Source organism: Microcoleus sp. MON2_D5, assembly GCF_036701905.1.
Taxonomy (GTDB): domain Bacteria; phylum Cyanobacteriota; class Cyanobacteriia; order Cyanobacteriales; family Microcoleaceae; genus Microcoleus.
Genome location: NZ_JAUBRM010000006.1, coordinates 78,740 through 91,758 on the forward strand (window position 1 = coordinate 78,740; position 13,019 = coordinate 91,758).

Here is a 13,019-nt window from a genome sequence, read left to right on the forward strand (position 1 = left end):
GATTTTTTTAACGGCAGATGAACGCCAATAGACGCTGATGGATGCAGACTTTTTAGTTATTGCCAGACTAGCTGCAAGTTTAGCACGAAACCGGGCAAAACATCTTCTCCTAAAAGTTCGGCGGGAGATTCCAGTATTTCTACTTCTTGTCCTGGGCGATAGATTTCGACTCGGCGGGTTTTGCGGTTGATTAACCAACCTAGTTTTACTTGGTTGTTCATGTATTCTTGCATTTTGTCTTGGGTATCTTTTAAACTATCGGTGGGCGACATTAATTCCAAGACAAAATCTGGGGCGATGGGAGGGAATTTTTGTTTTTGTTCGGGAGTAAGTGCGTCCCATCTTTCCTTTTTTATCCAAGAGACATCGGGAGAACGATTTGCACCGCTGGGCAGTTTGAAGCAAGTTGAAGAATCGAAACAAATTCCCAGTTGGGTTTGTCGGTTCCAAATCACAAAATCCGCATTAATTTCTGAGTTATAACTTCCGGTTTCTCCTCCCGTAGGTGGCATGATGATTATTTCTCCTTTGGCGTTGCGTTCAAATTTGACATCGGGGTTTTCGCGACACAGTTGATAAAATTGGTCGTCGGTTAGTTTAACTATGGAGTTGAAGTTGATGGTAACTGCTATCATGGTATTTTATCAGGATGCGTTGGGATTTTTAAGCCACATAATGTATATGAATGCGGATAAATGCCGAGCGATGCAGATGCTGTAAATATTATTGAGGTGGGAAGAAGGATTTGAGTTGTATTTTTTGGGAGGCACTGGTGATATCATTATATCATCTACTTATAACTAACTCTCAAAATTTTTATATAAAGCTTTTAGGAGGAAACACTTACAGACATACCAATAATAAAACGCAATGTTGATTTCGCTAAACAATTTAGGTACTCCCTCTAGTAAGCTGGAAAATATTTTGTTTTTTAAATGCAGGGAATCGACGCCGATCGCAAAAAACAACAAGCCCAAACCAGCTAACAATATTGGGTAGGGAGTCAACTGTAGTTCTCGCCGAAAAAACCATCCGTAGGAGCACAAAACAACGGCGTACAAAAGGCTTACTCCTAGCTTTGGAATGCCTAAGGCTATCATATATATATGAATTCTGTAACTGTGATTCAGAAGAAATCCACCTGTTAAAAGAGCGGAGAAGAGAATAAATCGATTTGCGGAATTGCGCGGTTGAATACTTTGAGCTAGTCCATAGGTGAAAGTACAAACAATGACTGGTACAGAACATAAAATCTGGAATATCCGAGTTAACAAGGCGACATTGGGATTGGGAGAAAAATAAGGGTGAAAGAATAAATCGCTGACTTTTAAGCCGGAAAGTTGAGTTAAAAGTATCAGCAGCGCCACTAGGAAGAAGGATAAACAATTTAGTCGGACAACCAAGCGAGAAATAGTCATCAGCAATTAATACCAAAAATTAGGTTTACTGCCAAAATACAAAAAAATTATATCACCAATATCTCTGGAGATTTTGCTAAACTTAATCAGGAGTGTAATCAAAACAAGGAGACAGTCATGCTGTCAGTGAAAGAAGCAGAATCGATCGTTCTAAATTTGGCGCAACCCCTCGACAGTCAGCGGGATGTAGAAACTGTAGACTTGCTGGCAGCATCGGGGCGCATTTTGGCTGCCCCCGTAACTGGTTCCCTTGATTTTCCTTATTGGGATAATTCAGCAATGGATGGGTACGCGGTGCGGTTTGCTGATGTGGAAAACTGTAGCGCCGAAAAACCAGTGGTACTCGAAGTAGTTGAAGAGATTCCAGCCGGATATCAGCCTCAAAATACCGTCCAATCGGGGCAAGCGGCGCGAATTTTTACGGGTGCTATGATGCCAGCGGGTGCTGATACGGTGGTAATGCAGGAAAAAACAAGGCGTGAGGGCGATCGCATTTTTATCTTAGTTTCTCCTGAAAAACCGCAAGCATTTGTCAGGCACAAAGGCGCTTTTTATCAAGCAGGAACACCTTTGCTAACTCCCGGTACAGTTATCAACGCCCCAGAAATGGCGGTGTTAGCAACTGCCCAGTGCATTCAAGTTCCAGTTTATCGGCGGCTGCGGGTGGCAATTTTTTCTACGGGTGACGAATTGGTATCGCCTGACGAACCTTTGGCACCGGGGAAACTGGTAGACTCGAATCAGTATGCTTTGACAGTTTTGTTGGCCCAAATGGGATTTGAACCGATTCGATTGGGGATTGTTCCGGATAATGAAGATGCGTTAAACAAGGCGATATCCCGGGCTGTTGCGACGGCGGATGTGGTGCTTTCTACGGGGGGCGTCTCGGTAGGAGACTACGATTATGTCGAGAAAATTTTGGCGGATTTGGGAGGAAAAGTTCACATTAGTTCTGTGGCGATTAAGCCGGGGAAACCTTTAACGGTTGCTGAGTTTAAACGAGGTGAAAAAAGTGATGATTCTCCGAGTTTTAGTTCGGATTGTCTCTATTTTGGTTTGCCGGGAAATCCGGTTTCGGCTTTAGTCTGCTGTTGGCGGTTTGTTGTGCCTGCTTTGAGAAAAATTTCTGGGCTTGCGGCGGATGCTTGGGGGCCGGAGTTTGTCAAAGCTAGGTGTAATGCTGAATTGCGATCGCCTGGCCGGCGCGAAACTTATGTTTGGGGTAAACTACATTTAGTTGCGGGAGTGTGGGAATTTGAACCTGCTAGCGGCAGCCAAAATTCAGCGAATTTAATTAACCTCGCCAATACAAGTGGTTTAGCAGTTTTGCCACCAGCGGACACCTGGATTGTACCGGGCGAATTCGTGGAGGTTTTAAAAGTTAGTCATTAGTTAGTTGTTATTTGGTATTTGTTATTAGTTCGGTAGAAGTTCATGTAAAATATTAACAACTAAGTAATCTTCCTTCTTCCTTCTTCCTTCTTCCTTCTTCCTTCTTCCTTACATCCGTTACACAATCCGTTGCCGAACTTCCTTCGTATTATTATGAGAATTTTAATTGTTGAAGATGACCCGATGATGCAACTGGGATTAGAGCAAGTTTTAGCCGATTCCCCAGAAATAGAAATAGTAGGACAAGCAGAAGACGGGTATTTAGGCGTAGCAGCCGCACTGAAACTCAAACCTGATATTATTGTGATGGATATCGGTTTGCCGCGGCTCGACGGCATAGCAGCGACGCAGCAAATTAAAGCACAACTGCCAGAAGTTAGAGTAGTAATGTTAACTTCTCACACGGCAGAAACTGAAATTATTGCTGCCCTTTCTAGTGGTGCTGATGCTTATTGCATTAAAGGTGCTTCCGTAGACAGGCTGTTAGCAGCAATTGCAGCCGCAGCAGAGGGAGCTACATACCTTGACCCTCAAATTGCGCGCACTGTCATCGAGCACCTCAAACCCCCGATACCTGCCTCTACAACTACTTTTGGTCAGTTGTCGCAGCGGGAATTGGAGGTGTTAAAATTAATGGTGGAAGGTAACAGCAATCCCGAGATAGCAGCGGCGCTTTACTTGAGTCCAAATACGATTAAAACTCACGTTCGCGGTATTATGAATAAGTTGGCAGTGGATGACCGCGTGCAAGCAGCAGTTGTAGCGCTGAGAACTGGATTAGTGTAAAGAAGGAAGAAGGAAGAGGGAAGAGGCAAGAAGGAATAAAAATAATTCAACATTTTTCAGTTGCTTTCTTCCCAATTCCCCATTGCGGATTCCAAATTCCAAACACCAAATTCCCATTATCAATTACTAGAAATTTGAGTGATATAATCTATGTCTGAGTGGATAGAAATCGGTAAAATTGTAGCAGCTCAAGGTTTGGACGGGGAAGTGCGAGTCTATCCCGATTCGGATTTCCCGGAAAGGTTTATCGAAGCGGGGAAGCGGTGGATTTTGCGCCCTAACAAAAGTGAACCGGAACCGATCGAGTTTTTGGGCGGTCGCTACATTCCCGGCAAAGGGCTGTATGCTGTAGAGCTAGAGGGTGTGGAAGACCGCGATAGTGCTGAGGCGCTGCGGGGCTGTAAGTTGTTTGTTGAAAAGACCGATCGACCTTACCTCGAATCTGATGAGTTTTACGTCCAAGATTTGATCGGTATGGAAGTTTTTAACCAGTTAACCGGGGAAATCCTAGGCAAGGTAAGTGATATTATTCCTGCAGGTAACGACCTTTTAGAAGTAGAAACGAATCTAACGCCGCCGGAAACTGTCGCCGCAGAATTAGAAAAGCCAAAACAGCCGGAAACTCCCAAAGCCAACGCTGACCCCAGAAATACCCGCAAACCACGGAATATTCGCGTTAAAGAGCCTAAATCCACAAAAATTTTGATTCCTTTTGTGGAAGAAATTGTGCCAGTTGTGGACTTAGAACAAGGCAGAATTGAAATTATGCCTCCTCCTGGTTTATTGGAATAATATCATTTCTGGTCAATCGACCGGATATGATAGAGCAATTCTAAATAAGTCGTAAATTTTTTACCTCACCCCAACCCTCCCCTTGGTAAGGGGAGGCAGTAAGCAATTCACGAATGATGCGAGGATTGCTATATTAGTTATTTAAAATTCCCACTTCTCAATTCCCCATATTAATCTTTTTCTTTATTTGTGTACCGCACTATCAAGTAGCTGATAGAAAGCGCGAAAATTGCAATCGCCAAACCAATCAAGTCGGCTGCTGTTTTCTTTTCCAGGTCAAGAATGATTATTTTTCGAGATACTGCTATCAAAGAAGTTACAATAACTAGCTCTACTTGAATTACGTGCTTTTTCAGATAAGCTGTAATATTTTCCAAGATTTCCAGAGCAATTAAAACATTTAAAAATAACCCAAATATGACAAACAACGTGTCTTTTAACAAATTATCACTGTGGTTTACCAATTCTTTTGCTAAAAACACCAGCAAATCGCAAACGCTGACGATAATTACCAAAATCATCGCCAGTGATAAAATTTTCGATATTATTACCTCTACACTTTCCGTAAAATGCAGAAAATTTTCTTCATTCCCTAACTTAGAAATTTGCCTAAATATTTTTTTCAGCATACCGGTGATTTAGTCATCTTTCTTGATGATTCTGTCATTGTTCGGTACACTTTGCAAGGGTTTAACTCTGGGATTGCCTGGTTTCGCTGTGCCACCCTGGTGCTGGACAAGGGTTCTTTATCTACCTGTTATATTTTATAATTTTTCGTGTCACCTAGGGATCGATCGCACGCGATCGAACTCCTGATTAATAATTTTTGCCAGAAAAAAGCCTCAAACTATTGTCTAGCAATATTTTGAGGCTTTTAAGGCGCGGTGCAATCACTGAACTAACTATCCCTTCTCAACAGAGAATGATCGTTGATTCCCAGCTTGCTCCGACGCAATATACAAGATAGCTAAAAATTTAGCTCGGGTGGTTTAGTAGCGACGAGAATTGCCACCGCGATCGTTGTTACCCCAGTTACCACCACCAGCATTGGAACCACGTTCTTCACGGGGTTTTGCTTTGTTGACTTTGAGGTCGCGACCCATCCACTCAGCACCGTCAAGAGCCTCAATGGCTGCGGCTTCTTCTGCTTCAGTAGACATTTCTACAAAAGCGAAGCCCCGCATCCGACCTGTTTCCCGGTCAGCAGGCAACTGAACGCGCTTTACTGTTCCGTACTCTCCAAAAGTTTGGTTGAGGTGCTCCTGCGTTACTTCGTAGGATAAATTGCCGACATAGATTGACATTGAACATTCTCCAGAATCAGAGTGTGTAGAGATTTAAATCCGGAGGAACGCCGATCGAACGAACTGTACTGCCGAAAATAAAGCCTTGTAAAACCATCATAGCACCTTGAGGTGCAAACGGCAATTGTCTGACTCGATTAATTAAAAAGAAAGCAGAAGCTATTCGCCAGAAGGCATTCTGCGGAAGCAAAAACCCCCAATCAAGAAGGAACAACTCAGAATAAATAAATTTAATTTTTCTTGTTCCCGGGCTCTGCCGGGGAAACCCAGTTCTTAGGCTGCGTAATGGCATAACGATTTTAGGTTTTAGATCTGGGATTTGGGATTTAAGATTTATGTGTAGGGTATGTCCGGGTTCACAATTGCTCGATCGAAAGAGGTTGTTACCCGAAAAACGGATACAAGCCTCCCACTCCTGTCTTGGAGAGATCCCAATTTTAGACTCTTGTTCAAAATCCCACATCTATCTGTGGAGTAAATCTCAAATCGTTCGGCTCAGAGCGATTGACTAAGCGCTTGTCGAACGTCTCGCCGAACATCAACCCGGTTCATCCCCATGTCGATCGCCCGGGGCTTCCCGCTCATTCTTCGGTGAGTTGTAACATCCCGTAGTTGGACGGCAGCTCAAGAAGTGACGGCGAGGGTGGATTTTGCCCAATTAAATTCCTCAACTTCTGCTGCAACTTCTGATCCAACTTCCGCCGCAGTTTCTGCCCCAACCAGCACCAACTGCACCGCACAAGCTTTTAACTCGGGCTGTTTGGAATCTGGACAGCTTGCAGCATGAGTCATAGCATTGGCTTCAGCACCTTGAGCCCACAGAGAACCCCAGTGCATGGGTACAAATAGCGTACCTGGGGCGATCGCCTTTGTGAGTTTTGCCGGAAACTGCGCCTTGCCGCGGCGCGATCGAACTTCCAGCAAATCCCCCTCCTTAATCTGCAATTTGGCAGCATCGCGGGGGTGAATTTCCAAAAACGGGTCCGGGTGCAATTGATTAATTTTTTCTGTTCTACCCGTCCGCGTCATCGTGTGCCAGTGTCCGTAAACTCTTCCTGTCGTTAACACAAACGGATAGTTCGGATCGGGAGGTTCTGCCAGTCCCCGGGAGTGATAGGCCGAAAATCTCGCCCGCGCATCAGGAGTGTGAAAACGCCTGTCAGTATACAGCCGTTTCGCTTCGTTCGCTGGATGCACAGGCTCGTTTTCCCGGCAAGGCCACTGCTGTGGCCCTTCTTGGCGGATGTATTCGTGGCTCAGACCGGTCATGTCGCAAGGCTGGCCGCGCGTCAACTGCGCGTACTCTGTAAAAACCTCCGCACTGTTCTCGAAAGCAAAGTGTTCGGCAAAACCCAACCGCCGTCCCACCTCGGCGAAAATGCTCCAGTCGTCGCGGGCTTCCCCGGAGGGAGTGTCGAAACCGGGACAAAAGGTAACGCGGCGTTCGGAATTCGTCATTACTCCGGTTTTTTCGCTCCACTGCGTTGCCGGCAGCAGGATGTGAGCGTAGGCCGAGGTTTCAGTGGGATAGTAAGCTTCTTGATAAATAGTAAAGGGCGATCGCAGCAAAGCGGCTTTAGTGCGTTCCAAATCCGGCATACTCACCACCGGATTAGTAGCTGCAATCCACAGCAACTCGACTTCGCCAGTTTCCAAACCGGTGATCATATCCCAAGCTGTGCGGCCCGGATTCGGGGAAATGCTTCCCGGTGCGATTCCCCAAAACTCCTCGACTTGGGTTCTGTGTTCGGCATTTTTCACAAATCGGTAGCCTGGGAGCAAGTGAGAGAGTCCTCCGGCTTCCCGCCCTCCCATCGCGTTTGGCTGACCGGTGAGGGAAAACGGGCCACTTCCCGGTTTGCCGATTTGACCGGTCATCAAGTGCAAATTAATCAGCGATCGCACCTTTGCCGTGCCTTCCGAGGACTGATTCATCCCCATCGACCACAGCGACAAAACCCGCTGCGACTGTTCCCAGTAGTTTGCCGCGGTTTCTAACTCGCTGACAGTAATGCCGCAGCGCGAGGCTACAAACTCCGGCGTGTAGCTGCTAATAACCTCAGCAAAAGCAGAAAAATTCGCCGTGCATTCTTCAATAAACTCAGCATCTATTGCTTGCCTGCGTAACAGCAAATATGCAATTCCGTTAAGCAAATCTATATCTGTACCTGGTTTAATTGCTAAGTGCAAATCCGCCGCTTCAGCAGTCGGAGTCCGCCTTGGATCTACCACAATCATCTTGACATTTGGATGCTTTTTGTGGTATTTTGCTAATCGATTAAATACGATCGGATGGCATTCCGCTGTATTGCTGCCGATAATAAAAGCGCAATCTGTTAATTCTAAATCGTCGTAACAGCAAGGCGGCCCGTCCGAGCCAAAGCTTTGAACGTATCCAGAGACTGCTGAAGACATACACAAGCGAGAATTAGCATCAAAATTATTAGTACCCAGACAACCTTTCATTAGTTTCTGGGCAATATAATAATCTTCTGTTGCGAATTGACCCGAACCGTAAACGCACAAAGCATCGGGGCCGCTGGTGCTGCGAATTGTTTGGATGCGATTAACAATTGCATCAAGAGCTTCGTCCCAGCTAGCGCGGCGGAACGGTTGGTCGAGAGTATCTCGCATCATTGGATACAGTAGCCGATCGCTCCGAATCGACTCTGCTACGGTTGCTCCCTTAATACAAACCATGCCCTGACTCGATGGGTGATTGCGATCGCCCCGCACTTTCCAACTTTGTTTTTTGTCGGGAACAACTTCTAGACCGCAACCTACACCGCAGTAAGGGCAAAGAGTTTTTATAGTTTCCATCTGTTGATTTTAGATGCTAATTTTTGAAAGCTAATGGGTAATTCGTAATTTGTCATTATAGCCGGAACTGAGAGCTCCTGCAAATAACGTGTCAATCATTACTAAATTTTCCCATTTATACTTCCCAGAAACGGACAATACCCTGATTTAAAATTACCCGCTATCTTACTAAAAATCGCGCTTGCTCTCGCTTATAGTAAGCTTCTGGCTGCTCCTAAATCTTCCTCAAACAGAGGAAATTATAACCTAACTCTTGTCACCCCCAAGAAGGGGGGCTAAGAGGAATTTTTGCCTAGTTCTAACAGCGCCCAGGTACTACTTTTGACCTAGTTGTTGATAGCAATGTGAGATTTAGTGCGGGAGTTTTATGCCGCCTACTTCCCTGATTTTACTTCAAATACGCCACCGTTGGTGGGGCTAAAAGTTACTTGGAAGTCAGCAGTTTTTTCAGCGCCTGCTGTGGCACCGACAGGAGTTTGCAAAACAGGCAGAGGAGTTTCTTTGACGAAATCTTTAGCTGCTTTATTTGTGGGATCGAACTGTAGGATATCGCCGTTTTGTTTTACTTTGACCCGATAAGTCAAGCTTTCGGTAAATGTCGGAGTTGTTCTCCATTTTTGGTCGATTTGTGCATACAACTTCTGTCCGATCGCATCGAGTTCGGCTTGGTCAGAAATCTCTGATGTGGCACTGGTTGCTGCATTGGGCGCGACGGCGCTGTTAGCAGCAGCGATGGCTGCTGGGCTGGCATTCGGCGCAGGACTTGCAGCAGCGATGGCTGCTGGGCTGGCATTCGGTGCAGGACTTGCAGCAGCGATGGCTGCAGAGCTGGCATTCGGTGCAGGACTTGCAGCAGCGATGGCTGCAGAGCTGGCATCCGGTGCAGGACTTGCAGCAGCAGCGATGGGTGCAGGACTTGCAGCAGCAGCAGCGATGGGCGCAGGACTTGCAGCAGCAGCGATGGGTGCAGGGCTAGCATTCGGTGCGGCGATGGGTGCAGGGCTAGCATTCGGTGCGGCGATCGAACTTGCTGCGATTTGCGGGCTGGGGGGAGAACTCACAACCGCCGTCGCAGTCGCGGCCTGCGGTGCAGTTTCTTCTAGTTTCGCTTGCTTTAGCTGGCTGGAAACAACAGACATATTGACGGCAGCTAAAGTAAGCATTGCTACGAACCACGAGGCTGCCAGGATGCCGCGTTTGATCGGCGAAGCTTCTAGGGGTTCGGCAGCGTGAGACACAAAAGGTGCAGGTGCGATCGGCGTGTTAGCAACCGCAGGCTTTTTGCTAGCAGGTAATGGCATCGGTAGCGCGACGGCTTCTGTCTCCGAGTCCGTTGCTTCACCTTCTTCGTGGTGCGCGTAGCGAGAAAACAAGAACTCCAAAGCAAAGTTGCGAAGTTCGTAGTATTTCGGGTCTTCCATAATCCGCGCCCGGTTGCGGGGACGGCTGAACGGAACGTGCATATCTTCGCCGATGGAAGCTGCTGGCCCGTTGGTCATCATCACGATGCGATCGGCCAAAAACAAAGCTTCATCAATATCGTGAGTAATCATAATGACGGTAATTTTTTCCTTCCGCCAAATTTTAAGCAATTCTTCCTGCAACTCTTCCCGGGTAATCGGGTCTAGAGCTCCGAAAGGTTCGTCCAAAATCAACAGTTTGGGGCGAGTTGCCAGAGCTCGGGCGATCGCCACCCGCTGTTTCATCCCCCCGGACAATTGGCCCGGTCTTTTGTTACAAGCTTCGGTCAGCCCCACTAATTCCAAGTGTTCCTTGACGATCGTATTGTGTTCGTCTGCGGACTTTTCCGGGTAAACATTTTCAACGCCGAGGTGAATGTTTTCAGTAGCAGTCAGCCACGGTAGCAGCGAGTAGTTTTGAAATACCACCATGCGATCGGGGCCTGGTTCAGTAATCTGGGAACCTTCCAGGGCTACTTCTCCGTTTGTCGGCCCGTTGAATCCCGCAATCATATTCAGCAAAGTGGATTTGCCGCAGCCCGAGTGACCGATCAAACAAATAAATTCGCCTTCATTAATAGTCAGGTTTACACCGTCGAGAACGACGTAAGGGCCTTTAGGAGTTTCGTAGACTTTCGATACGTCTTTAATAGTAAGAAAGTCTTGCTTGGGCGTTTGAATTGTGGTGGTTGTTTGGGGGGTGTTTAGAGTTTGCATTTTTTCAGGATTTGGATTTTGGGTCGGGGAATTAGACATGACAGCTTTCGATTGAGAATTTGAAATTAGGGATTGAGGAAGGGGAAAATGTGGAGTCTTGTTTCCTGATTTCTTGCTCTTCATTCCCTCTTCCTATTTGCTGGTTATGCTGGCAGTTTGATGGAACACTGACTGCCTATTTGTTCAATTAAGATTTCTTCAATGCGGACGGCGCGCTTAATTTTGACATTCTGAAGATATTGGATCGGGTCGTCTAGATTAAACACAGTGCCGTCAAATAGCTCGATCGTCCGGCGATCTCTGGCGATATCCGGCAAGCCCAATTCGCGCACTGCTTGACCGAAAACATCGGGCCGCAAAACTCGATCGACCACTTCCACCCAGTTTTTCGGGAACGGGATCAGCCCCCAGCGAGCCATCTGCGCCATCACCCACACCATTTCTAGGCGGTCTGGAAAATTGGTTTTGTCAACGTAGAACTGGTTGAAATTGTAGAGCATCTCGGGTTCTGCCTCCGTACCGGAGTTGTACGGGTCGAGGAACCCCGGACGGATGTCTTTCGGATCGGCGCCGATGTATTGTTCTTGGCTAATCAATGCTAGGACTTCTTCGCGGTTGCGGCGGTCGTCGCAGTAGTCGCAGGCTTCCAAAAGTGCTTTGACGAGGGCGAGGTGGGTTTGAGGATATTTCTGAGCCCAATCTTCGGTAACACCGAGAACTTTTTCGATGTGTCCGGGCAAAATATCGAGGGAACGGGCCATGACAAAACCCGTACCGCTGTTGACTGCGTGGGAGTTCCAGGGGTCGCCTGAACAGTAGCCGTCAATGTTGCCTGCTTTTAAATTCGATACCATCTGCGGGGGCGGAATCACGGTCAAGCCCACGTCGAGGTCGGGGTCGATGCCGCCGGCGGCCAGCCAGTAGCGGAACAGCAGATTGTGCATGGAGGCGGAGTGTACCATGCCCAAGGTGTGAACTTTATCGGGACTCTTGGCGATCGCAGCTTTGAAATCCTCTAATGTCCGAATGCCTTGTTTGTAAAGGTCTTTGCTGAAAACAATTGAATTGCCGTTGCGCGACAGCGTGAGGGCGCTACAGACGGGTACAGGGGCTTGACCGTCCATGCCCAACAGCATGGCGATCGGCATTCCTGCGACCATTTGTGCCGCGTCTAGCCGTCCTTCGGCGACTCCTTGGGCGATCGCTTTCCAGCCCGGTTCGCGGCTGAGAGTAACTTCTTCCAAGCCGTGGGCTTTGAAAAATCCTTTTTCTTTAGCTACTACTAAGGGCGCGCAGTCGGTGAGGGGAATAAAGCCGATGTCGAGGTTGATTTTTTCCAGACCGTTGCGGGCGATCACAGGCGGTTGTTGTTTGGCCCTGCGCTGTTTGACCCGCTTTTGCTGGTTGAGGAAGTAAACCATTTCGTTACGCAGCGCGTAGTAACTCGGATGGTTGACAACTTCCATGCGCTTGCGGGGGCGGGGAATGTTCACTTCGAGGATTTGCCCGATTTGCGCTTCCGGGCCGTTGGTGAGCATCACAATGCGATCGCTCAGCAATAAAGCTTCGTCCACGTCGTGAGTTACCATCACGCTGGTGACTTTGCTTTCCTCGCAAATTTTCATCAACTGGTCTTGCAAACCGCCGCGAGTTAAGGCATCGAGGGCGCCGAAGGGTTCGTCTAGCAGCAGCAATTTCGGGCGAATCGCGAGGGCGCGGGCGATCGCAACTCTTTGTTTCATCCCCCCAGAAATTTCGCCCGGGCGTTTGTCCGCGGCGTGTCCGAGTCCGACCAATTTAATGTGGTGTTCGATCACCAACTCGCGATCTTCTTTAGAATTACCGCTGTAAATTTCCTCTACTGCTAGGGCAATATTTTCGCGCACCGTCAGCCAAGGTAGCAGCGAGTAATTTTGAAACACCACCATTCTGTCGGGGCCTGGATCGCGGACTTCGCGTCCTTCTAAAGTAATCCCGCCCTGACTTGCTTTGTCGAGGCCGGCGATGATATTTAGCAGCGTAGATTTGCCGCAGCCAGAGTGCCCAATTAAGGTGATGAATTCTCCTTTTTTTATTTTCAGTTCGATATTTTTAAGAGCGATGTATTGGTCTCCATTGGGCAAGTTAAATACGCGGTCAACGTGGTCTACTTCAACAAATACTGACATGGCAATTTTAGGTTAGTTTGTAATTTGTATGATGCTGATTATTAATTGGGCATTGGCTATTGGGCATTGGGGATTGGGCATTGGGCATTGGCCATTGGGCATTGGCCATTAATTTATAACTAATTTCTAGCAGTTTGTAGTGGGCAACCATTCCCCATTCCC

10 protein-coding genes are annotated in these 13,019 nt (G+C 47.4%); 3 read left to right on the forward strand and 7 right to left on the reverse strand.

Going from position 1 to position 13,019, the window contains the following annotated elements:
• Nucleotides 1–56: 56 nt before the first annotated feature.
• Nucleotides 57–635 carry a Uma2 family endonuclease gene (locus QUA47_RS03785; RefSeq protein WP_333429774.1) on the reverse strand — a complete coding sequence of 193 codons (579 nt, stop codon included), beginning with the start codon at nucleotides 633–635 and terminating at the stop codon, nucleotides 57–59.
• A gap of 900 nt (nucleotides 636–1,535) precedes the next feature.
• Between QUA47_RS03785 and QUA47_RS03790 the strand changes: the two genes are divergently transcribed.
• The 3 genes from QUA47_RS03790 to rimM all read left to right on the forward strand — a co-directional run bounded on the left by QUA47_RS03790 (nucleotide 1,536) and on the right by rimM (nucleotide 4,388).
• Nucleotides 1,536–2,810, forward strand: coding sequence for a molybdopterin-binding protein (locus tag QUA47_RS03790; RefSeq protein ID WP_333429775.1), 1,275 nt, complete (start codon nucleotides 1,536–1,538; stop codon nucleotides 2,808–2,810).
• Nucleotides 2,811–2,963: 153 nt separating this feature from the next.
• Nucleotides 2,964–3,596: a response regulator gene (locus QUA47_RS03795; RefSeq protein WP_006632834.1), complete on the forward strand. Its 633-nt coding sequence runs from the start codon at nucleotides 2,964–2,966 to the stop codon at nucleotides 3,594–3,596.
• A 150-nt stretch (nucleotides 3,597–3,746) separates the two neighbouring features.
• Complete coding sequence (rimM, locus tag QUA47_RS03800) at nucleotides 3,747–4,388, forward strand: ribosome maturation factor RimM (protein ID WP_333429776.1); 642 nt, start codon at nucleotides 3,747–3,749, stop codon at nucleotides 4,386–4,388.
• Nucleotides 4,389–4,558: 170 nt separating this feature from the next.
• On the opposite strand, the gene QUA47_RS03805 is transcribed toward rimM, so the two are convergent.
• The 6 genes from QUA47_RS03805 to QUA47_RS03830 form a co-directional block, all read right to left on the reverse strand.
• Nucleotides 4,559–5,017 (reverse strand): phosphate-starvation-inducible PsiE family protein, encoded by a 459-nt coding sequence (locus QUA47_RS03805; RefSeq protein ID WP_333286404.1) that lies wholly within the window; start codon nucleotides 5,015–5,017, stop codon nucleotides 4,559–4,561.
• A gap of 360 nt (nucleotides 5,018–5,377) precedes the next feature.
• A complete protein-coding gene (locus tag QUA47_RS03810) occupies nucleotides 5,378–5,692 on the reverse strand; it encodes an RNA-binding protein (protein ID WP_333429777.1) in 315 nt (104 codons plus the stop codon).
• A 16-nt stretch (nucleotides 5,693–5,708) separates the two neighbouring features.
• Entirely contained in the window at nucleotides 5,709–5,984 is a 276-nt protein-coding gene (locus QUA47_RS03815; RefSeq protein ID WP_333429778.1) for a hypothetical protein, read from the reverse strand.
• Nucleotides 5,985–6,316: 332 nt separating this feature from the next.
• Nucleotides 6,317–8,512, reverse strand: coding sequence for a nitrate reductase (locus tag QUA47_RS03820; protein WP_333429779.1), 2,196 nt, complete (start codon nucleotides 8,510–8,512; stop codon nucleotides 6,317–6,319).
• Nucleotides 8,513–8,886: 374 nt separating this feature from the next.
• A complete protein-coding gene (locus tag QUA47_RS03825) occupies nucleotides 8,887–10,728 on the reverse strand; it encodes a nitrate ABC transporter ATP-binding protein (RefSeq protein WP_333429780.1) in 1,842 nt (613 codons plus the stop codon).
• Between the two features lie 104 nt (nucleotides 10,729–10,832).
• The gene (locus QUA47_RS03830; protein ID WP_333429781.1) at nucleotides 10,833–12,857 is read right to left on the reverse strand and encodes a nitrate ABC transporter ATP-binding protein; all 2,025 of its coding nucleotides are present in this window, start codon (nucleotides 12,855–12,857) and stop codon (nucleotides 10,833–10,835) included.
• Nucleotides 12,858–13,019 lie beyond the last annotated feature (162 nt).